Genomic DNA, 21,471 nt, shown 5'->3' on the forward strand with positions numbered 1-21,471 from the left:
TTCGTATAATCTTTAAAATGGTTTAAACTGAAAATATTGAATAAGATTTTAAGATAGGGGGGACGATGAATCATACAGCGAAATACATAAGTGAATTATTATATAGATACGAATGTGTAATCTTACCAGGATTTGGTGCTTTTTTAACAAAGCGACAACCTGCCATGATTCAGGAATCTACCCATGCTTTTTTTCCTCCTCAAAAAATTATTTCTTTTAATAGCCAGCTACAAAACAATGATGGTCTATTAGCCAATTACATAGCAACTTCAGAAAATATATCCTATACTGATGCTGTTGCTAAGATCCAGCGTTATGTTTTGTCACTTAGAAATAAGATGGCCAATGGTAAACGACTTGAATTAGATGGAATAGGTTCTTTTTACACTTCTGTGGAAGACACTTTACAATTTGAACCTTCTCAGAATACAAATTATTTAACGGAAGCATTCGGCTTAAACTCTTTTATATCTCCTTCAATTCTTAGAGAAGAACAAAAAGTTACTAAAAAAGTAGTAATGCCTCAGGTAACCAGAGAAACTTACAAAGAGCAGATCGAAGCAATTGAAGAAGTTACACCAATTGCATTCACTCCTGAAAGAAGAAGAGAACGCCCTTATTTAAAATATGCCGCTGTTGCTGCAATTGGACTTATCATAGGCTCTTTGGGCTTATACCAAGTTAATACTCAGACCAATTTAGAAAATGGTCGCATGTTAGTAAAAGCGGAAGAGGAAATTCAAAACAGAATCCAAGAAGCTACTTTCGATATTACAAGTCCCTTACCTGCTATTAATCTTAACATCATTAAAGCGGATGCAGCTTCTGCTAAGAACCCAGAAAACAAAAATATTGAAGTTGTAAATACTTCTGGAAAATACCATATTGTAGCTGGAGCATTTAGAATAAAAGGAAATGCCAATAAAAAGGTGCAAAAGCTAAAATCAAAAGGGTTTGATGCGCGATTAATTGGCATTAACAAATATGGATTACATCAAGTTGTCTATAACACTTTTGAGGATAGATTAGAGGCCCTTAAAGCGTTACAAAAAATAAAAAAACAACAAGATCGTCGTGCTTGGTTATTAGTTCAAAAATAATAACAATTGTTTTTTAGTTGATTTTCACTCTCAACGGTATTGTCTTGTTACTTTCTATACTAAATTTTGAAATCTAGGTAGATTTCTTTTTATTTTTCGCAAAAGCATTGAATATTTATTAATTGACCAAAGACAGCTGAATATCAGTTTTCTGTATTAGTATAGTCGTTAGTTAATCTTACCTGATTATCTTTGCCCAAAATTACCAAAATTCATGGAATCCAGATATCCTTCAGAATCTAGAACTATATTGACTGATCTTGTTTTACCGGGAGAAACTAATCCTCTTAACAATCTTTTTGGAGGTGAATTATTAGCTCGTATGGATAGAGCTGCCGGTATTGCTGCAGGAAGACATTCTAGAAGAATTGTAGTAACCGCCTCAGTAAATCATGTAGCATTTAGCAAAGCCATCCCTTTAGGAAGCGTTGTAACCGTAGAAGCAAAAGTTTCTCGTGCATTTAAATCGTCTATGGAGGTAGTAATAGATGTTTGGATAGAAGACCGCCAAACAGGAGATAAAACGAAAGCAAACGAAGCCATATACACCTTTGTTGCCGTTAACGAAAGTGGATCACCAGTTTCTGTTCCTCCGATCAAGCCAGAAACTGAATTGGAACAACAACGATACGATGCTGCACTGCGCCGTAAACAACTTAGTTTAGTATTAGCAGGTAAAATGAAACCTAATGATGCTACCGAACTGAAAGCGCTGTTTACTTAGATTGTTAAAGGAATCCAGCTCCTAATGCAATTGAGATTAGGATTAACATAATAGCCACAACTATCTGAAGAAATTTTAAGGTTACTTTTTTCAATAACTTATTCCCTAAAAATGCGCCAGCTATAGCCGATAATGTTGCACAGATAACTAATGGAAGGTTTTCTGTAATACCCGATTCTGATACATTGGTGGCATATACACTAAGTCTAGTAAAGTCTACAAAAGTAGAAACCACCACTGCAGTTCCTATAAATGCTTCTTTAGAAAGTCCTGCTTTAATAAGAAAAGCTGTTCTTAGCGCTCCTTGATTACCGGAAAGCCCTCCAAAAAAACCACTTAAAACCCCTCCTAGAGGAAGTTTCTCTTTGCCAAATTTTAGATTCGAGAAATATGGTATCAAATCCATACTCGCGAAAATTATCAATAAAATTGATATAATAAACTTTACCGGATATACCTCAAACTCTTTATCAAATAATGTATACGTAAAAAGTGGTTGTATATCAGGAATATGTATCAACAACCAAGCACCTGCAAAAGCAGCTATTACAGCCGGAATTCCAAATCTTAGTAACACCGACTTATTTGCATTTCTTCCTACCAGAACTAATTTAAAAACATTATTAAAGAAATGCACAATACCTGTTAACGCTATCGCTATTTCTACAGGAAAAAAAATCATTAATACTGGTGTCAAAATGGTACCTAGACCGAATCCAGAAAAAAAGGTAAGTATTGAAAGTAAAAAAGCTACAACCGAAATAATAACTATTTCCATGTTATCATTACATTTTATAAATCCAAGATTGTGGATTTAGTTTTTTAGTGTCTTTAAAAATTAAAAATTTCATAATGGCGCGACCAGTGGTTGGGTTTACACGTACTTCTCCTATACTCTGTTTAGTTAACAATTTCTGACCTTCCTTTACAGAAATATTCTCCAGATTATAATACACTGTGATATAGTTACCGTGTCTTACGTGAACCAATCTACCTGCACCTTTTAATTTCTGAATTGCCATTACTTCTCCTTCGAAAATCGCTCTAGCTTTTTCTCCAGGTCTTGTTTCTAACTCTACTCCACTGCTATTAATCTGAATATTCGGTAACGTTGGATGTGGTTGACGACCATACTTCCTAGTTAATTTACCGGTACCTACTGGCCAAGGAAATTTTCCTTTATTAGAAGTAAAATTATCCGCCAACTTCTTATCCTCTGGAGTTAATGCAAAAGTTGTAGCCGATCCTTTCTTAGAAGCTTTCTTTCCAGCCTTCTTATTTGCTTTAGCAATAGCTTCGCGAATTAATTTTTGAATAGCTTTATCCAATGCGCTTGCCTGCTCTTGTTTTTTCTTTATCTCTTTTTTATATGTCCCTTCTTTTTTCCGAATAGACGCCATCAAGGATTGTTGCTGTTGTTTTTCTTCTTTAAGGCGTTCTTGAGCATCTCGATTTTCTTCAACTAATAACTGCTTATTTTTCTTTCGTTCTAATAAGTCTTTGTTTAATGTTTGTAATTCTTCGGTACGGCTTTGTATTTGATCCGCCTGCTCTTTACGATGCTCCTTGTACTGCTTCATATATTGCAATCGTTTATAAGCTTGCGCAAAATCGCTTGAAGACAGTAAAAACATAATCTTACTTTGCTGAGATTTACTTTTATAAGACTTTACAATCATTCTTGCATAATCTTCTTTTAAAGCTTTCAACTCATCGCGATACGACTCCATTTTCTTCAGGTTATTATTTATCTCTCTGGTCAATAAATTTGCCTGTTGATTGGTAATCTTAATAAGGTTTTGCCTAGTACTTATCTGAGAACTTAACGTTTCTACCTCATCTAACACGGAACGTTCTTTAAGTTTTGTGTCAGCAAGCAATACCCGCATCTGTTCAATCTGCTCTTTAAGACGGCGTCTTTGCTCTTCAAGCTGTTGCTGCTTGGTAGTTTGAGAAAAAGAAGGAATACTCATTAAAAGCATCCCGAAGATATATATACACTGTTTTAACCTCATTCTATAGTCACTTGCTCGTATCCTGATGGTATTTTAAACGGAAAACTTACCTTAGCATTGTAATCAACATTACGATATTCTATCATAATAGAAGTTTTCGCAATACCTTCTGTAGCTAGAACACTGATTTCTTTCGGAAAATCTTGATTTCCTACCTTTTGGTAACTATTATAGTTAATAAGAAGGTTTCTATTTTCTATTGGTTGTTTCAACTGTTGGGAAAAAATCTTAAAATTATCTGGATTTAAAATAAATAATCGCTCGAATAACGCTAACTCCTTTTTAGGTTGAAGTCTATATTTTTGATTTTCTACTGAAGAAATATACTTGTCATCTCTTAGGTCAAAAAGCGCTTGACCAATCAATAATTGTTGTACTTTATTAAAATCCAAATCAGTCCCTAGCCAATTACTTAACAACACAAAATCACCTTCAAAATAAGTATTATTGATCTTTTCATAATAGCTCACCTTATCAGGTGTAATGAGAGCTTTTGCCAGAGTTATTCCCAAAAGCTTAGCACTGACCCATATTTTCTTATCTTTTTCAAGACGTATTGTTACATTAGGGCTAAATGATTGTTTCCCGTCATTATATCTAACTTTTACCTTAGCATTGATTGTAGAAAAGTTAAAAGCTTTATCGTAATGATTAGATATGATTTTTTCGGTTTTCAGTTTTTTGATATTAGATCCTGAAATAGCTTTGGTTCCTTTACAAGACTGAAGTATAACTAACGAAATACATAATAGATAAAATATTCTATTCATTACCTTTTATGATTTTTTTTTAAGTTGAACTGATCGCTCTTTATACTCTAAAGCTTTTGCCTCATTTCCCATTTTCATATATGCTTCTCCTATTTGATCAAGGAAGTCAGATTCCATTTTAAAATCATCAATAATATAATCCATACCGATACCTAAAATATCTATAGCTTCTTCATAATTATTTAAATTAATTAGAGAAACTCCACTTACTAAATATAGAATTGGCTGCGAAGGATACATTTCTATTGCTAATTCACTTCCTATTTTGGCTTTTTCATACCTCTTTAAATCTAACTGCAACAACAGCATTTTTCTTAAAATCCCAAAATTACTAGCGTTATCTTTAATTCCTCTCTCATAGTAATTAAGTGCTTGCTCTTTTTTGTCTTTTTCATAAAAATAGTTTCCTATTTCCGTAAACACTTTACTATTTCCTGAATCATCAGAAAAAACTTTGGTTACTTCAATAAGCTGGGTTTCATATTGCGGGTTTTTGTCCACAAAAATCAAAAAATCATTTATTACTTTATACTTAGATTCTTCGTCTATCTTATCACTCGATAAGACAATTTTCATAGAATTAATAGCTTCTTTTGGTAAGTTATCATCCAAATAAAACTTATATAATGCTAAATGAGCCAACTCTGACTTAGGCTTCTCTTTTAACAACATCTGAGCCGTTCCGTATGCCTTTTCGATTTGATTATCTTGACTGTATAGGTAAATTAAATTCAAATAATTCTGCTCTTCCTTTGGATTAGAAGCTATTTTCTCTTGTAATCTTGTGATTTGAGAATTAGGATTACTTATTTTTAAGGTTATTTTTTTTCTTAATTTATCTCTATATGAATCTAAACCCAATTCTTCTATCAATTCATCTACAACTATTAGAGCATCATCATAACGGGTTTCTAAAAAATAAAGGTTAGCCAGTTGTTCCTTGTACATACTATCGAAAGTCACCAATTTTTCAACAACCTCTATAGATTCTGTGTACTTTCTTTCTGTAAAATATATTTCGAATAATAACTCCAAAACATATCGATCATTAGGTCTTTCTTTAAGAACTTTCTGCAAATTTACTGTTGCTTTATCATATTGTTTTAGTTCCAAGTAATTTCTACCTAATTCATAATATAAAACAATTGGTTTTGGATTTGTCGAAATACATCGCTCTAGCGCTATGATTGCTTTATCATAATTTGTGATTGCTCTTTGCTTCAGTGCTTCAAAAAAACTTTCCCTAAACACATCAGACACGTCTCCAAGATCATCCAAAATCTCTATTTTTTTAAGCGATTCTGGTTCTTGAGCTAAAACGGCATTAACTCCTCCTCCAAGAAAGATCAAGCAAATTAAAATATGTCTCCAAAGTTTAGGCATATAAGTCATTCAAAGTAATATAAATCACATATTATTCTAAAGTAGAATAGTCTCCGATACTAATGGTGGTGTATTTTCCATCATAATACACATGATTCCCTATCATAGCATTGTCTAAGGTAGCATTTTTTACGATAGTTTGGTTCTGTATTAAACTATTTTTAATAGTACTATCTTCAATACTACAACCGTCTCCAATTGAAACATTAGGTCCAATAGATCCATTTTTAATTACAACCCCTTTCCCTATACAACAAGGAGGGACAACAGTAGCATTTTCTAAAACAACATCGTCGCTTATTAGTTTTTCTTCATCTTTTTCCAAAAAACCTAGCATTCTAGAATTCGTTTCTACCGTAACATTTTTGTTTCCACAATCCATCCATTCTTCTACCTGACCAGGAACAAAAACTTTGCCATCTGCCATCATGCGCTTAATACCATCATTAATCTGATATTCTCCACCATTGATTATATTGTGATCTAACACATATTGCAATTCATTTTTTAATACCGCAATATCTTTAAAATAATAGATTCCTATCACAGCTAAATCAGAAACAAATTCTTTTGGTTTCTCTACCAATTCTACGATCTCTTTATTCTCATTAAGCTTTACTACTCCATAAGCTTCTGGCTGATCAACTTGCTTAACCCAAATCACAGAATCTGCTTCTTTATCAAGATTAAAATCCGCTCTAATCAATGTATCAGCATACGCTACAACAGCTGGACCTGATAAAGAATCTTTAGCACACATAATTGCGTGTCCTGTTCCTAAAGGCTGATCCTGTCTATAAATAGAGGCCTTAGCACCTAATTCTTCTGCTAATTCTGTTAAACTCTCTACCACATCATCACCAAAAAACGCAGGATCCCCTAAGACAAATGCTATTTCTTCTATTGGCTCTCCTAAAACCTTAGCTATATCAGAAACTAATCGATGAACAATTGGTTTTCCTGCTACCGGAATTAAAGGCTTTGGAACTGTTAGTGTATGAGGTCTTAATCGAGAACCTCTTCCTGCCATTGGAACAATTATTTTCATTACTTACTTATTTTTTGATTGGTTGATTTTATTTAATATTTTTTAATTTTACTATTATTGTTTACTTGGCAAATATTTCTATTTAACTCCAGTACTTCCAAAGCCACCTTCTCCTCTAGAGGTTTCGGTAAGTTCAGTCACCTCTATCCACTCAGCTCTTTCGTGTTTTGCAATAACTAACTGCGCGACTCTTTCTCCATTTTCTATAACAAAATCTTCATTGGATAAGTTTACTAAAATAACTCCTATTTCACCTCTATAATCAGCATCGACAGTTCCTGGTGCGTTTAATACCGTGATTCCTTTTTTAGCAGCCAATCCACTTCGTGGACGAACTTGTGCTTCAAAACCTACAGGCAATTCTATAAATAATCCCGTTTTTACAATTGTTCGTTCTAATGGTTTTAATGTTATTGATTCTGTTATGTTTGCTCTAAGATCCATTCCTGCTGAAGCTATGGTCTCATAATGCGGTAACTTGTGCGATGATTTATTAATTATATTTATTTGCATATCTACTATAAAGCTCTTTCTAAAGCGTTGATTATCTTTTCAATATTTGTTTTAATTCTTTTTTTTCTGAGGCATACAAAACTACTAAAAACACCACTAATAAAGGGATTGAAATCATATAATTACTATCAAAGACGTAAAACGAAATAATTGAAAAACTGATCGATAACGACAGATACATCCCCATTTTTTTTAGATCGTATGGAATTGGGTAGTATTTTCTTCCCAAATACCAAGATACTAACATCATCGTCCCATATGCCGCTAAAGTGGCGATAGCCGAACCAACATAAGTGTATTTAGGAATTAATAAAAAATTAAGAAGCAATGTAATAATAGCGCCAAAAACTGATATATACGCTCCAAATCTTGTTCTATCCGTTACCTTGTACCAAACCGAAAGATTATGATAAATTCCTAAACAAAAATTAGCTAATAAAATGAATGGAACAATTTTTACCGCTTCCCAATATGCTACATCTCTTAAAAAAACAATTTTTAACAGATGAACAAATACAATCACAAACAGAAAAATAAATGACCCTAGAATTACGAAATACTTAGTAATTCTAGCATATGTTTCTGAGGCATTTTTATTATCAGCATAATTAAAGAAAAACGGTTCTATTCCTAACCTAAAAGCTGTAGCAAATAATGTCATAAACAATGCTAATTTATAACAGGCAGAATAGACCCCTACCATATGCTCGGCGACATTCTCGGGTAACAATTTATCTAATAGAATTCTATCAAAAGTCTCATTAATTGAATATGCGATTCCTGCTATCAAAATTGGCAGGGCGTATCTCATCATTTTTTTCCAAAGAACTTTATCAAAGTGATATTTAATTTTAATATAAAATGGTAACAAAACTATTAACACAAATCCACTTGCAATAAGATTAGAAATAAATATATAACTGATTTCATAATCATCTTTACAAATCCAATTAAATAAAGAAAAATGAAATGAAAGCTGTTTTAAATAGAGTAAGAAAAATATATTTAACCCAAAATTAATCGCAACATTTGTTATTTTAATAATCGCATACCTAATAGGCCTTTCCTTGGCTCTTAACCAGGAAAATGGAATAATAACCAAAGCATCTAGAAGTAATATCCATATTACTAAATTTATATATTCTAATTTAATATCCGTCCAAATTGATATTTGCTCTCTCAAAAGTATAGCAATCACTAAAAATATCAATGATGAAGCTACTAATGATATAGCAGATGTACTAACTACCTTTTCCTTATTAGATTCCTTATTAAAAAATCTAAAAAAAGCAGTTTCCATACCATATGCTAAAATCACATTAAACAGCACGAAATATGAAAAAATAATCGAAACCTTCCCATATTCTTCTGTTGGTAATTGATTAGTATATAGCGGTACTAAAAGAAATGACAACATGCGTGGTAACACAGTTGCCATTCCATATATAAAAGTTTGTTTAAAAAGTTTTTGAAAAATCCCCAAGTGCTTACTATTGTGATTCTAAAAATACAATTTTATTGTCTTGGCTGCATTGGAAATGCTTTCAATTCTTTTTTTGGTAATTTATCAATTCTAAAATATCCTTCTTGTCCATTCTTAGAGTACGCTATTATACATTCTCCTTCTTTAAGCTCAAAAGGTATTTTTTCTTCGATTTCTGGAACTTTATTGTTGTATTCTTCCTTTTGATCACTGCTCATCACAATCTCTTTTTCAACCGAAATAGGATCGGTATAACGACCTACATAAACAGATTCATTCTGTTTACGTTTTAACTTAACTGCTTTTCCTTTAAAATATGCATTCTCCAATGTTACATTTGAAGCAGGATCTACTGGAAAATAAAGCATAAAGCCAGCTCCTCCTCCTTTTACTCCAGAAACCCAATCCTGGAAATATGGGGAATTTAAAGCTACTGGAGCTGTTTTATCGATTTTTTGGCCTGTAGCACATTGTCCAAAAGTCATCAAAATACTTAATAATCCGACTTTGGTTAGCAGTTTTCTAAAATTTATTCTTTGTCCCATTTTTCTTTTAAACGTTCACGATGTTTTTGTTTCATTTTCTTAATATCCTTGGTATTAAAAACAAAATTTATACCAAAGTTAAAAGCAACTCCAGAGAATAGCTTCGTATCATCCCCATTTGTAATATTTAATCCATACATATAAGGAAGACCGAATTCTAACTCTAAGCACTTTGCAAATTTATAATTTATTCCGGCACCAGCAGAAAATAATAACAAACCTCCACTATTATCTTCAATTGCCGCATCTGCAGGATCATTTGCTTCATACCTGATGGCTCCAATCCCAACTCCAGATTCTAAGTAAAAACTAAATTTACCACTATTAATTGCATGTTTCCTAAAAGAAGGTATAAAACCATATGCCTGCACCTCCACATCTATTCCATTTTCTTGCTCTATATCTTGTGGCAATAATACAAAAGCTGACGTATTAACTGCGAAATGTTCTGAAACATAAAAAGACAAACTTGGTTTAGCAACTATACCACTATAACCATCGCTTAGATCCAAAAGTGGAACCGCAGAAATTCCCATTTTAATATCTCCTGCTTTATACAAAGTTTCTGATTCCTGCGCATTGGCAGTAGTAACTAATGACGCAATCATTAGTAAGGTGAAAAGTTTAATTGTTTTCATTTTTCTTTTTTCCTTTAAAGATAAAAAATGAAAACAAGCTTTGTCATAAAAAAAACAAAAAACCCCATACACCAAGGTGCATGGGGTTTTACGTATCTTATTTTCTTATTGAAGGTTAAAAACCAATGTTCCTGAACCTGCATTATTACTATATCCCGCAACTTCAATATAATAACCGCCCGGTGATAATGTTCCTGTAATCTGGTAATAATCACTTCCACTTATGTAATTACCACTAGCGTCATATAAATAAATATAATCATCATAATTTTCGTTGATAATTTCAAAAGTATAAGAAGCCTCAGAATCAACGCTAAATTCATACCTAATTTTTCTATCAATTTCGCCCGTTGTATTAAAATCAAATGATTGATTAAAAGGTACCGTAAGTGCGCCAAGATCAATATCAGATTCATTCGGAGAGCTAAGTGTTATATTTAAAGTTCCAGATATATCATTATAGTCTTGATTAACAATTTCTAAATAATAACTTCCAGCATTTAAATTCTCTCCGTAAATATCTCTATATCCATAGTTTATATAATTACCATTACTATCATATAAATTTAAATATACTCCTGTTTGAGTTGTAAATGAATACCCTGTAGCGCTATTAATCTCAAATAAATACCGAATCTTTCCATCAGGTTCTGTTGTAGATACATTAAATTCTACTGAATCTGTATAAGGTATTGATAATGCTCCTAAATCCACATCCGTAGTGCTGGCATCTTTTAAAACCATTGTAAAGGAGCCAGAATTAATATCATTATAATACTGATACACTTCTAAATAATAGGTTCCCGGTTGAATCGTCTCAGCAAACGCTCTCCTATACCCAGATGTAATAAAGTTTCCGTTTACTTCCCTAAGCTCGAAATTAATATTATTCTGAGAAAAAACAGAAAAACCTGTCTCTTCGCTAACCTGAAACGTATACCCTATTTTATTATCTGGTTCGTTATTTGGTAAAGAAAAGTTTAATACCTCCTCATACGGGATTCCTAAGGTTCCCAAATCTACATCTGATTCTTTTGGGTCTTTTAAAACAAAAGAAAGCGTACCAGATGAGTTCGAATTATTATAATAATTTTCTATTTCTAAATAATACGTTCCTGCAGTCAATGATTCTCCATACAATCTTTCAGAACTTCCATTTATATAATTACCTTGATCATCGGATAACCTTAACTGTAAATATTCACTGGACTGAATTACATATCCAGTATTTTCCGCTATCTGAAAAGTGTAACCGACTCTACGATCCACTTCTTCTTGAGTAATTACATACTCCACTGAATTATCATATGGCAACGACAATGTTCCTAAATCCACATCTGTAGCTCTAAAGTCAAAAGTTTTACTAATTTCCGTTATACCACCATCTCTATCATTAGCAACAACTTTGATAATAATTTCATTTTCCACATATTGAGAATAATCAGTGTTATAATAAATACTCCCCAAACCGTCGTAATCATCTGACCCAATAACGTAATTTTCTCTTAGGACAACATCATTAAGATACACGTCATAGGATAAGATATCTCCATCCTCATCTATCGCTGGATACCAGGAAATCTCTAACCAATTATAGTACGAGAAATCAAAATTAATATTTGCAAACTCGAACGTACTTGGATCTCTATTAACAAAAACATTTCGTTTTACAATCGATTCCTCAGAAACACCACCATTAGTATCATATGCTTTAATACTAATCGTCAATTCTAAGCTTAGCCCTTTTTGTAGATTACTTGACCTATTTGCTAACAAGCTAGCTACATTAAATTCTGTAGATAATTCCGATGTTTTATCGGCTACTACCCTATCATTAATTACTACATCATAAGATAGTTCATCGTTATTAGCATCTTCTGCTTCTGTCCAACTTATCCTTACAAGCGTACCTTCAATTACTTCTGCTTCTATATTCGACACTTCCATTGGAGGAAGGTTTCCAATTGCATCATCATCACTCCCACATGACGATATAATAATAAGTAAGCATACATAAAAAAGGTTGATAATTTTTTTCATAAAAAGTGGTTTTAAAAATTAATGTTTAGTACTTGATAGTAAGTGCCTAAAACAGGGAAAATGTTACCCCTAAAAATCACTTTTTACTGATATTTCAACGAAATCTGGAAATAAAAAAAACTCGACATAATTAATGTCGAGTTTTTAGGATATATTCTCTTTTTTAAGACTATTTATCGATTTCCAACAAACATCTAATTATGAGTTCAACGCTTCTGCACCACCAACGATCTCTAAGATCTCATTAGTAATAGAAGCCTGTCTAGCTTTGTTATATTGTAATTTTAAAGAATCTCTTAATTCAGTAGCGTTATCTGTGGCTTTATGCATCGCTGTCATACGCGCTCCGTGTTCAGAAGCAAAAGAATCACGAATTGCTTTATAAAGCTGTGTTTTTAAAGATTTTGGAATTAATTCTTCAACTATTTCCTCTTTAGATGGTTCAAAGATATAATCTAAGTTAGCACTTTTTTCACCTTCAGTTTCTACTGGTTTAATTGGTAAAAACTGCTCTGTTGTAACTATTTGCGTAGCTGCATTCTTAAACTTGTTATATATCACAACAATTTTATCATAAGAACCATTCGTAAACATTTCCATCAACTCTTCTGCAATAGCAGCAACATTAGCAAACGTAAGATCATCAAACAATTCACTTTTGTTAGCCACAACGGTATGTGTTTTGGAAACTATATCATTTACTTTTTTACCAATAGTAACAAAGTCAACTTGTTTACCAGCATACACATTCTCATATAACTCTCTAGAAGCTTTAACAATGTTAGAATTAAAAGCACCTGCCAAACCACGATTAGAAGCAATTGCAACTACTAAAACTTTGTTTACCTCACGTTGCTCAGAGAATGAACTTGCATTATCTCCTTCAAGAGAAGCACTCAAACTCTGTAATAATTCAGTAAGCTTGTCTGCATAAGGACGCATAGCAGTAATCGCCATCTGTGCTTTGTTCAACTTTGCTGCCGATACCATTTTCATGGCACTGGTAATTTGCATCGTTGATGATACAGAGGTAATTCTACTACGTAATTCTTTTAAATTTGCCATCTTTCTTAGTATTGAGTATTGATTAGCTAATAACTAAGTACTTCTAAACAATACCTTTCTAATATTATAACTTTATATAAAATACAGAGTACTAAAAATCTTAATACTCTGTACTCAATACTATTTACTTATATTTTGCTGAAATCTCTTTACAAGCTGAAAGTAATACATCCGTTACTTCGTCTGTTAACTTCCCAGCCTTTAAAGTGTCTAAAGTGTCTCTATGTTTAGCATTAAGATATTCTATAAAGTCACTTTCGAATTCTTTTATTTTATTAACAGGAACATCTCTTAATAAGTTTTTAGATCCAGCATAGATAATTGCAATTTGATCTTCTACTGTATAAGGGTCATTCTGAGCCTGCTTTAAGATTTCTACGTTACGCTTACCTTTTTCAATTACGTTTAAGGTAGCTGCATCTAGATCAGAACCAAACTTAGCAAATGCTTCTAGTTCACGGAACTGTGCTTGATCAAGCTTTAATGTACCTGCTACTTTCTTCATTGATTTAATCTGAGCCGATCCACCTACACGAGATACAGAAATACCTACGTTAATTGCTGGACGAACACCGGAGTTAAATAAATCAGAAGTTAAGAATATCTGACCATCTGTAATAGAAATTACATTAGTTGGGATATATGCAGAAACGTCACCCGCTTGTGTTTCAATAATTGGTAATGCAGTAAGTGATCCACCACCTTTTACTTTATCTTTTAATGAATCAGGTAAATCATTCATATCTTTTGCAATACTATCATCAGCAATTACTTTTGCAGCACGCTCTAATAATCTAGAGTGAAGATAGAATACATCCCCAGGATATGCCTCACGTCCTGGTGGACGACGTAATAATAATGATACCTCACGATATGCAACCGCTTGCTTAGATAAATCATCATAGATAATCAAAGCAGGACGACCTGTATCACGGAAATACTCACCAATTGCAGCACCGGCAAACGGAGCATATACCTGCATTGGAGCAGGATCAGAAGCATTCGCAGCTACAATTGTAGTATACGCCATTGCTCCTTTATCTTCTAATACTTTAGCAATACCTGCTACTGTAGATGCTTTCTGTCCGATAGCAACATAAATACAGTAAACTGGCTCACCAGCATCATAAAATTCTTTTTGATTAAGGATTGTATCGATACAAACTGTTGTCTTACCAGTTTGACGGTCACCAATCACCAATTCACGTTGTCCTCTACCTACTGGTACCATTGCATCAATAGACTTAATACCTGTCTGTAATGGTTCTGTTACCGGCTGACGGAAAACTACACCAGGAGCTTTACGCTCTAATGGCATTTCAAAAGTTTCACCCTCAATCGCTCCTTTTCCATCAATAGGATTTCCTAAAGTGTCCACTACACGACCTACAATTCCTTCTCCAACATTAATAGAAGCAATTCTTTGTGTACGTTTAACCGTTACACCTTCTTTTACATCTGTCGAAGAACCTAAAAGTACTACACCAACATTATCTTCCTCAAGATTCAGTACGATTCCTTCTAGTCCAGATTCGAATTCTACTAATTCTCCATATTGAGCGTTAGACAATCCGTATACTCTGGCGATACCATCACCAACCTGTAATACTGTACCTACTTCTTCTAGTGAAGCTGTAGCTTCAAATCCAGATAATTGTTGTTTTAATATTGCTGATACTTCAGCAGGATTCACCTCTGCCATTTTATAATAGTTTGTAAAAATGAGTAAACCTACTCATTCTCTTATTATTAAATTTATATAATTGAAGTAATTTATTAATTACTTAATTCTCTTTTTAAACTTGTTAGCTTATTAGCTATACTCGCATTATACTGCAAATCACCTACTCTTAGAATAAAACCACCGATGATGCTCTCATCAATAACATTTTCTATAGTCGCTTCGTTTCCTGTCAATTCTTTTACTTTAGCTAAAACTTTTGAACTTAACGTTTTATCTAAAGGAACTGCAGTGGTTACCTTAGCAACTTGAGTATTATTTAATTGATCAAATAAAACGATATACTGCTTTGCCACATTATCTAGCAAGCTTACTCTTTTATTTTCTATTAATGTGTCAAAAAGTTTTTGTGTAAGATCTCCTGAACTTTTAAAAATCTCACGCAAAGAAGCTAGCTTTACTTCGCTTTTGATCAAAGGACTGTTTAATACCATTTTAAGATCAGAACTACTATCAATAGTAGCGATAATATTTTTCATATCTTTCTGAACATCCTCAGTGGCATTTTTATCCTGAGCCAAACTCAAAACTGCCTTAGCGTAACGTATTGCTGCTCTACTCATCTTATGATTAGTTTAAAGTAACATCTCCTAACATAGACTCTACTAATTCTAGTTGTTTGTCTTTGTTAGCTAATTCTTTTCTAACTACTTTTTCTGCAATTTCTACAGATAGTCCCGCAACTTGACTTTTAAGGTCAGCTATCGCAGCTTTCTTTTCACTTTCTATTGTAGCTTGTGCTTGTGCAACAATCTTATCAGCTTCCGTCTGCGCTTCAGATTTTGCGTCTGCAATCATGCTCTCTTTTAATTGTCTTGCTTCTTTAAGCATTCCATCTCTCTCAGCACGTGCTTCATTAAGGATACGCTCATTATCAGCCTGAAGGTTTTGCATTTCTTTTTTAGCCGCCTCAGCAGACTCTAATGCATTTTTAATTCCTTCTTCTCTATTATTAACTGCCTCTAGAATTGGTTTCCAAGCAAATTTTCTTAATAATAATAGTAACCCTACAAACAATAGTATCTGCCAAAAAAACAGACCAAATGAAAAATCATTTATTAACTTATCCATAATTAAATATGTTGTTTTCTTTAATTTTTAATTTCAAAGTAAACAATAGCTGTAACCAACCGTTACAGCTATTGTTTGTAAATTAAGCTGCAAATAATGCAGCAAATCCAATACCTTCAATAAGTGCAGCTGCAATAAGCATAGCTGTTTGGATTTTTCCTGAAGCTTCTGGTTGACGAGCAATAGCTTCCATTGCTTGACCACCGATTCTACCAATACCTAAACCAGCACCGATAACAATCAAACCAGCTCCTACATAATTTAAACCTTCCATAATAAAGAATTAAAAAAATTAAACAATTAACGTTTAGTGATGTGCCTCTTCATTGGCTGAACCAAAATAAAGTGCAGACAACATCGTAAAAATATATGCTTGTAATGCTGCTACCAATAGTTCTAATATTGATAACGCAAATGATAAACCAAATGATAATGGACTCCCAATCCAACTCTTAAATAAAAACATCATCCCAATAATACTCATAATTACTACGTGACCTGCAGTCATATTCGCATACAAACGGATCATTAATGAAAAAGGTTTGATAAAAACACCTAACAATTCTATTGGCGCTAAAACTATTTTCATAAATGTTGGAACACCTGGCATCCAAAAAATGTGTCCCCAATAATTTTTATTTGCAGTAAGATTCGTAATTAAGAATGTTAATAACGCTAAACCAAAAGTAACTGCAATATTTCCTGTTACATTAACAGCTAGTGGAGTCATTCCTAATAAATTTAACAACCAAATAAAGAAAAAGGTTGTCAATAAAAAGCTCATATACTTTTTATAATGCTTCTCACCTATATTTGGTATTGCAATCTCATCTCTTACAAAAACAACCAAAGGCTCCAAGAAACGTCCAATTCCTGTTGGAATACCGTTATTTTTCTTATATGATTTTGCCAACCCTCTAAACATAAAAAACATTAGCAAACCAATTAAAAGCATACTAACTACGTTTTTTGTAATTGAAAAATCTAATGGTTTTGCATTCGTTGCATGATGATCTTCATCGTAATTGATGGTACCTTCCGCATCCGTCTTATATATTTTACTATGGTATAACTTGTAGTGGTTACCATCAACCTCAGCAACTGTTTCTCCGTGATGAAATTTTGAAGAAGAAAAAACTTTTAACCCTCCATCCCAAAGGATAACAGGTAATGGAAAGCCATAATGTTTACCAGTTTCTTTATCAGAAAAAAATGTAAAATCGTGTGAATCAAGAAGGTGATGATCAATAAATTCTTTAATTTCAGTCTTCAACCCACCTTTACCTTCTTTTTCTACTTTCTCAGTATCTTTTGCCGCCAGATTCAAAGAAGTGAGAATCAAAGCTAAAGTCATAAAAATTCTAACTACACTAATTTTTTGCATTCTAGGTCAGATTTCGGTTCCTAAATTTCGGTGCAAATGTACATAATTAAGTTAGATTCTTAAACTATTTTACACAAATAAGTTTGAGAATATTTCAAAATAATTAAACTATTGATTTTCAGCTATTTATTAGAATTAAGAATTTTAGAAACATAGTACACTTCCAAAATTAAACTAATCACATAGGGTGTAAAAAAGTCAAGAAAAACGCTTTTATCCATCACTATACCATTGAGCTTAGTAATGGCTACAAAAACTCCTAATTTAATGAAGCTTCCTGCTAAAAAAATAAAACCAATCTGATCTTTAAACTTTTTTCGAAGAATCAAAATTGCAGTAATTAATATGATCGTATATACCGCATTAAAAATATATGAAAGATTAATAATTGCAGGATTATTATTGATTGAAAAAAAACTTCCAACCCAAATATGTACTCCGTATACAACTAATAAGACTAAAAGAAAAATGCTTAAAAAGCTAAGTAAATTTTTAATCATTTATTTAATTTACTAAATTTTAATTGCTTTTTTGTTTTTAAAAAAGGTGTTAGGAAAGATTTTCTGAAATAATTATTGTAAAAACAACTTATTTCTTAGGATTATTAATCCTATCTAATTGCTTTATAACCAAATATAATGATGATGCTACCCCAAAAAGAACTAACCCCATTGTGCACCAATTTTTTTCGAATTGATAATAGGCATCTAATTTCTTACCTGCATATGCACAGACAAAAATGATCGCTCCCATTTCAAAAGCAATACCGGTTAGAGCTAAATATTTTCTAAGCTGATTTCCCTTGTTTTTGCCCATCTTGTTTACCTCCAAGAGATTTTACACCACCTTTCATGACACAAGATGCATTGAAAGTCGCTCCTGGCTCTACAGCTAATTTACCTACAGAAACTTCTCCTTCGATATGTGCTGTTGGTTTTAAGGAAAGTGTTCCTGAAATCACAAGATTTCCTGAAAACTTACCTTCGAAATCAGCATCAGAACATTCTAATGTTCCCTGAATAAAACCTGATTTTCCGACTACTACTTTTCCTGTAGTTTTAAATGTACCTTCTATAGTACCTTCTACCCTAAAACCACCTTCGGAGACTACATCTCCTACAATTTTAGTTCCTTCTGAAATTTTGTTTTGATTTCTTGAAAAATCTGTTAAAGCCTGATCTTTTCCTTTTTTATTGTCTGAAAACATACTAATCGGGGGATTAAATTATTATTCTGATTTAGGTTGCAAATAACTATCTAGGTTCTTATGTATCTGGATGATTCTATAATTTTTAGAAGTAACTAAAAAATATTCTTTATCTACCTTCTGATAGTATTTCTTCCTACGGTTCCATTTTGTCATATCTACTCCTCTGGTATCTTCTATTTTACCCAGAATCAAAAGTTCTGCTAGACCTTCTGCACCTAATTTATCTCTTTTGGTATGAACTACCACAAATTGTTGATCTTTTGTATAGATATCTAACGATACTTTCATTTTATCATACCTAAGATCTTTTAAAATAGCTTCTAATCTCTCTTTAAGCTCTTGAGCTTGATTATCTCCAAATCTAGAATACTCATATACCAACTTGTGGTTTTTTTCTTGATCCGTACCTTCTAACACAAAATCACTATTCTGTATTTGTGGTATTGTTGTTTGATATATTAATTGTGCCTTTTTACCTTCTGGACTTTGTGGGTAATTAAGCGATACATAATTCAAGGCTTCTTTATACGCCTCAAAACCTTGGTAACGACCAATCGCTTGCGCTTTTAATAATTCAAATTTTGGAACAAAATCTTCTCCACCAAACTTAGTAATCAACTCATCACTTTCTTTTATTACTGAAGCATATTTTTGGCCCTTAAAATCCTTATACAATTTATTATACAAAGATTTTGGGCTATTTTGATCATCTTTTAATGCTTCATCAGGATTTTGAAGAATTTTAGCATAACGTGAATCTCCATGTGTATTAATAATATCTTGCTTAAGTGCATTCGATTTTTCTACGTTGCCTTGTAAAACATAAATTTTATATAAATTATATTTAGAGGGAACGATTAGACGCTCTTCTGGATTACTTTCTAACAGACCTTCAAACTTATCTGTTGCTAATTCATATTCCTGAAATTTCTCCTTATAAATAACCCCTAATTGATAGTAAGCAAAGTTTCTATCGGTTTGCAAACTATCCAAAACAACCTCATCCGTTGGTAATTGGGTAATATACGTTTGTGGATCAAAAGTAGGATCCGACTCAATCGAATACTCTTCTACTTCACCCTGTTCTTCACTAGAAACCGCTGTTGGATTTGTAATACTGGATATCCTCCAATTATCCTGCAATTCCCGATTTCCATAAGTTCTTTTAAAAGCAGTTTTACCATAAGCTACCGTAGTAGGATTATAAAAATAAAACGTTCCTCCTTCTTCTGGGTTTGGTCCGCCACTAGCTCCTAATCCAGTACTTGGTCTATTAAATCGTTGTTCGTTAGGAAGTTCTCCTTTTATTCTTGCAATTTCTGCCGCTTCCTCAGCTGCAATAGCTTCTGCCTTAATTTTCTCAGTATACTCAGAATAATATGCTAATCTTTCTTCTGGAGACATCGCTACAGCACTAAGAATACTATCATTAGTTTGCGCAATTCCTTCATATAAAATTACATCGTCTAAATTGACTCTTTTCTTTTTTAATACACGGTATTTTTTAGAATCAACAACCATTCTTTCCAGGGTACTATCATAATAAGCACCCGCTACTGCATATTCCTTATCATCAAAATTTATATCTCCTAGTGTTTTATAGTTAAGTGATTGTAAATATGTATCTTCAGAATCTGTTCTTAAAGATTTATTATAAAATTGCACCGCTAAATCTATAGAATCTAGTGTATTAAAATAAACGGCTTTCTGATTATAAATTTTATCAAGGAAAGGTCTATTTTCGCGATTCTCCTCTAAATCTGTTAAAAGCTCTAAAAACTCTTGTTTATTTCCTGTTTCGTAATTAAAATTTCTGGCTTTTGCCATATACGCATTTAGCATATATCGCCTAGGTGTTTTTCTGTTCAGATCAATTACTTGATCGAACGCATAATTAGCACTATCCTTATATCCTAACTGATTTAACAACTGACCCTTTATATAAAGATACCTACCTTTTTCTTCATTATTTTTTGAGTGAATAGCTGCTTTACTAATATACGTAACTGCAGAATCCTTTTGTTCTAGATTAATATATGCTTGCGCAATCATCGCCACTGCATCAGAGTAATCTTGAGCTTCCATATATTCTTCTTCCACCATCTTCATTAAATCCTCTATAGCCTTCTCATTATTATCTAAACGAAGATTGGCTTTTGCTCTCCAAACCTTAGCATGATTGATATTATTACTGGTTGGATATTTATATAGAATATAATTAAAAGCTTCTAAAGCTGGAATAAATCGTTGTTCGTTATACCTCGCTTTTCCTAAAAGTAAAAATGACTCATCAATTTTAGGATTTCGCTCTCTATCATCAATAAGCATGCTATGCTTTTGTATAGCTTTAGCTGCCTTTTCCTCTGCTTTATCAAAATTTTGATTAAGAACTTCATTAGGAAGTCTAACATCTTCACCAACAATTAATCTTTCTACCGGAAGTAATTCCCAAAAATTGTCTTTATATGTTTGAACAATATCCTGCTTTCCTTTCTCAAAAGCCACTCTTCCGTTATAAAGTGTATTGTTTTTTGTAGTTACATCGTGCCAAGTCCTATTAGTCCATTTGTCTTTTTTACGCGAACAACTAAACCCAATAGCAATTAGGAGAAATACAACGATGATTTGTGATAAATTTCTGTTCAAATCTGAATAATTTATACGCTGATAACTTAAAAACTTGCGTTTTAGTGCATCAGAACGGCATAAAAACCTTGCGTGAAATGTAAAAATACATTTCT

The 21,471-nt window shown here is 32.7% G+C and carries 22 protein-coding genes; 2 read left to right on the top strand and 20 right to left on the bottom strand.

The genetic code is table 11. The annotated features are described in order from the left end of the window. The first annotated feature begins 65 nt into the window (after positions 1–65). Both H526_RS0118675 and H526_RS0118680 read left to right on the top strand, forming a co-directional pair. Positions 66–1,100, top strand: coding sequence for an HU domain-containing protein (locus tag H526_RS0118675; protein WP_027394401.1), 1,035 nt, complete (start codon positions 66–68; stop codon positions 1,098–1,100). Positions 1,101–1,314: 214 nt separating this feature from the next. Next, positions 1,315–1,824, top strand: coding sequence for an acyl-CoA thioesterase (locus H526_RS0118680; protein WP_027394402.1), 510 nt, complete (start codon positions 1,315–1,317; stop codon positions 1,822–1,824). Positions 1,825–1,828: 4 nt separating this feature from the next. Here the strand turns inward: H526_RS0118680 and H526_RS0118685 are convergent, their stop codons facing one another. The 20 genes from H526_RS0118685 to porW all read right to left on the bottom strand — a co-directional run bounded on the left by H526_RS0118685 (position 1,829) and on the right by porW (position 21,376). After that, complete coding sequence (locus tag H526_RS0118685) at positions 1,829–2,602, bottom strand: sulfite exporter TauE/SafE family protein (protein WP_027394403.1); 774 nt, start codon at positions 2,600–2,602, stop codon at positions 1,829–1,831. A 7-nt stretch (positions 2,603–2,609) separates the two neighbouring features. After that, complete coding sequence (locus H526_RS0118690; RefSeq protein WP_027394404.1) at positions 2,610–3,839, bottom strand: murein hydrolase activator EnvC family protein; 1,230 nt, start codon at positions 3,837–3,839, stop codon at positions 2,610–2,612. Then, positions 3,836–4,609 carry a lipoprotein insertase outer membrane protein LolB1 gene (lolB1, locus tag H526_RS0118695; protein ID WP_035086048.1) on the bottom strand — a complete coding sequence of 258 codons (774 nt, stop codon included), beginning with the start codon at positions 4,607–4,609 and terminating at the stop codon, positions 3,836–3,838. Before lolB1 ends, H526_RS0118690 begins: the two co-directional genes overlap by 4 nt. 6 nt (positions 4,610–4,615) lie before the next feature. Then, entirely contained in the window at positions 4,616–5,992 is a 1,377-nt protein-coding gene (locus tag H526_RS0118700) for a tetratricopeptide repeat protein (protein WP_027394406.1), read from the bottom strand. A 31-nt stretch (positions 5,993–6,023) separates the two neighbouring features. Next, complete coding sequence (locus tag H526_RS0118705) at positions 6,024–7,040, bottom strand: sugar nucleotidyltransferase (protein ID WP_027394407.1); 1,017 nt, start codon at positions 7,038–7,040, stop codon at positions 6,024–6,026. 78 nt (positions 7,041–7,118) lie between these two features. After that, positions 7,119–7,553 carry a dUTP diphosphatase gene (gene dut / locus H526_RS0118710; RefSeq protein ID WP_027394408.1) on the bottom strand — a complete coding sequence of 145 codons (435 nt, stop codon included), beginning with the start codon at positions 7,551–7,553 and terminating at the stop codon, positions 7,119–7,121. Positions 7,554–7,584: 31 nt separating this feature from the next. Then, the gene (locus H526_RS0118715; protein ID WP_027394409.1) at positions 7,585–9,036 is read right to left on the bottom strand and encodes a lipopolysaccharide biosynthesis protein; all 1,452 of its coding nucleotides are present in this window, start codon (positions 9,034–9,036) and stop codon (positions 7,585–7,587) included. Between the two features lie 32 nt (positions 9,037–9,068). Continuing rightward, positions 9,069–9,581 carry a hypothetical protein gene (locus tag H526_RS0118720; RefSeq protein WP_027394410.1) on the bottom strand — a complete coding sequence of 171 codons (513 nt, stop codon included), beginning with the start codon at positions 9,579–9,581 and terminating at the stop codon, positions 9,069–9,071. Further along, positions 9,566–10,219: a hypothetical protein gene (locus tag H526_RS0118725; protein WP_027394411.1), complete on the bottom strand. Its 654-nt coding sequence runs from the start codon at positions 10,217–10,219 to the stop codon at positions 9,566–9,568. Before H526_RS0118725 ends, H526_RS0118720 begins: the two co-directional genes overlap by 16 nt. Before the next feature lie 105 nt (positions 10,220–10,324). Further along, positions 10,325–12,259: a hypothetical protein gene (locus tag H526_RS0118730; RefSeq protein WP_027394412.1), complete on the bottom strand. Its 1,935-nt coding sequence runs from the start codon at positions 12,257–12,259 to the stop codon at positions 10,325–10,327. Positions 12,260–12,457: 198 nt separating this feature from the next. Next, entirely contained in the window at positions 12,458–13,324 is an 867-nt protein-coding gene (atpG, locus tag H526_RS0118735; protein ID WP_027394413.1) for an ATP synthase F1 subunit gamma, read from the bottom strand. Between the two features lie 124 nt (positions 13,325–13,448). Continuing rightward, on the bottom strand, positions 13,449–15,026 hold the full coding sequence (gene atpA, locus H526_RS0118740) for a F0F1 ATP synthase subunit alpha (protein ID WP_027394414.1): 1,578 nt from the start codon (positions 15,024–15,026) through the stop codon (positions 13,449–13,451). 74 nt (positions 15,027–15,100) lie between these two features. Then, positions 15,101–15,628, bottom strand: coding sequence for an ATP synthase F1 subunit delta (gene atpH, locus H526_RS0118745; RefSeq protein WP_027394415.1), 528 nt, complete (start codon positions 15,626–15,628; stop codon positions 15,101–15,103). Between the two features lie 7 nt (positions 15,629–15,635). Continuing rightward, entirely contained in the window at positions 15,636–16,136 is a 501-nt protein-coding gene (locus tag H526_RS0118750; protein WP_027394416.1) for a F0F1 ATP synthase subunit B, read from the bottom strand. A gap of 82 nt (positions 16,137–16,218) precedes the next feature. Next, positions 16,219–16,410 carry an ATP synthase F0 subunit C gene (gene atpE, locus H526_RS0118755; RefSeq protein WP_027394417.1) on the bottom strand — a complete coding sequence of 64 codons (192 nt, stop codon included), beginning with the start codon at positions 16,408–16,410 and terminating at the stop codon, positions 16,219–16,221. A 33-nt stretch (positions 16,411–16,443) separates the two neighbouring features. Continuing rightward, a complete protein-coding gene (gene atpB, locus H526_RS0118760; RefSeq protein WP_027394418.1) occupies positions 16,444–17,520 on the bottom strand; it encodes a F0F1 ATP synthase subunit A in 1,077 nt (358 codons plus the stop codon). Positions 17,521–17,642: 122 nt separating this feature from the next. Then, a complete protein-coding gene (locus H526_RS0118765) occupies positions 17,643–18,020 on the bottom strand; it encodes a DUF6168 family protein (protein WP_027394419.1) in 378 nt (125 codons plus the stop codon). Positions 18,021–18,108: 88 nt separating this feature from the next. Further along, positions 18,109–18,336, bottom strand: coding sequence for an AtpZ/AtpI family protein (locus tag H526_RS0118770; RefSeq protein ID WP_051336234.1), 228 nt, complete (start codon positions 18,334–18,336; stop codon positions 18,109–18,111). Beyond that, positions 18,308–18,727, bottom strand: a complete 420-nt coding sequence (locus H526_RS0118775; protein WP_027394421.1) for a bactofilin family protein — start codon at positions 18,725–18,727, stop codon at positions 18,308–18,310. The genes H526_RS0118770 and H526_RS0118775 overlap by 29 nt, the downstream gene beginning before the upstream one ends. Positions 18,728–18,748: 21 nt before the next feature. After that, complete coding sequence (porW, locus tag H526_RS0118780) at positions 18,749–21,376, bottom strand: type IX secretion system periplasmic lipoprotein PorW/SprE (RefSeq protein ID WP_245591216.1); 2,628 nt, start codon at positions 21,374–21,376, stop codon at positions 18,749–18,751. Between the last annotated feature and the right edge of the window lie 95 nt (positions 21,377–21,471).

Origin of the sequence: Aquimarina latercula DSM 2041, from assembly GCF_000430645.1 — a bacterium.
Lineage (GTDB): Bacteria > Bacteroidota > Bacteroidia > Flavobacteriales > Flavobacteriaceae > Aquimarina > Aquimarina latercula.

Bases quoted from the DNA above. Each gene is read 5' to 3' on its own strand.
- H526_RS0118675 (WP_027394401.1), top strand. From the start codon at position 66: ATGAATCATACAGCGAAATACATAAGTGAATTATTATATAGATACGAA.
- H526_RS0118680 (WP_027394402.1), top strand. From the start codon at position 1,315: ATGGAATCCAGATATCCTTCAGAATCTAGAACTATATTGACTGATCTT.
- H526_RS0118685 (WP_027394403.1), bottom strand. From the start codon at position 2,602: ATGGAAATAGTTATTATTTCGGTTGTAGCTTTTTTACTTTCAATACTT.
- H526_RS0118690 (WP_027394404.1), bottom strand. From the start codon at position 3,839: ATGAGGTTAAAACAGTGTATATATATCTTCGGGATGCTTTTAATGAGT.
- lolB1 (WP_035086048.1), bottom strand. From the start codon at position 4,609: ATGAATAGAATATTTTATCTATTATGTATTTCGTTAGTTATACTTCAG.
- H526_RS0118700 (WP_027394406.1), bottom strand. From the start codon at position 5,992: ATGCCTAAACTTTGGAGACATATTTTAATTTGCTTGATCTTTCTTGGA.
- H526_RS0118705 (WP_027394407.1), bottom strand. From the start codon at position 7,040: ATGAAAATAATTGTTCCAATGGCAGGAAGAGGTTCTCGATTAAGACCT.
- dut (WP_027394408.1), bottom strand. From the start codon at position 7,553: ATGCAAATAAATATAATTAATAAATCATCGCACAAGTTACCGCATTAT.
- H526_RS0118720 (WP_027394410.1), bottom strand. From the start codon at position 9,581: ATGGGACAAAGAATAAATTTTAGAAAACTGCTAACCAAAGTCGGATTA.
- H526_RS0118725 (WP_027394411.1), bottom strand. From the start codon at position 10,219: ATGAAAACAATTAAACTTTTCACCTTACTAATGATTGCGTCATTAGTT.
- H526_RS0118730 (WP_027394412.1), bottom strand. From the start codon at position 12,259: ATGAAAAAAATTATCAACCTTTTTTATGTATGCTTACTTATTATTATA.
- atpG (WP_027394413.1), bottom strand. From the start codon at position 13,324: ATGGCAAATTTAAAAGAATTACGTAGTAGAATTACCTCTGTATCATCA.
- atpA (WP_027394414.1), bottom strand. From the start codon at position 15,026: ATGGCAGAGGTGAATCCTGCTGAAGTATCAGCAATATTAAAACAACAA.
- atpH (WP_027394415.1), bottom strand. From the start codon at position 15,628: ATGAGTAGAGCAGCAATACGTTACGCTAAGGCAGTTTTGAGTTTGGCT.
- H526_RS0118750 (WP_027394416.1), bottom strand. From the start codon at position 16,136: ATGGATAAGTTAATAAATGATTTTTCATTTGGTCTGTTTTTTTGGCAG.
- atpE (WP_027394417.1), bottom strand. From the start codon at position 16,410: ATGGAAGGTTTAAATTATGTAGGAGCTGGTTTGATTGTTATCGGTGCT.
- atpB (WP_027394418.1), bottom strand. From the start codon at position 17,520: ATGCAAAAAATTAGTGTAGTTAGAATTTTTATGACTTTAGCTTTGATT.
- H526_RS0118765 (WP_027394419.1), bottom strand. From the start codon at position 18,020: ATGATTAAAAATTTACTTAGCTTTTTAAGCATTTTTCTTTTAGTCTTA.
- H526_RS0118770 (WP_051336234.1), bottom strand. From the start codon at position 18,336: ATGGGCAAAAACAAGGGAAATCAGCTTAGAAAATATTTAGCTCTAACC.
- H526_RS0118775 (WP_027394421.1), bottom strand. From the start codon at position 18,727: ATGTTTTCAGACAATAAAAAAGGAAAAGATCAGGCTTTAACAGATTTT.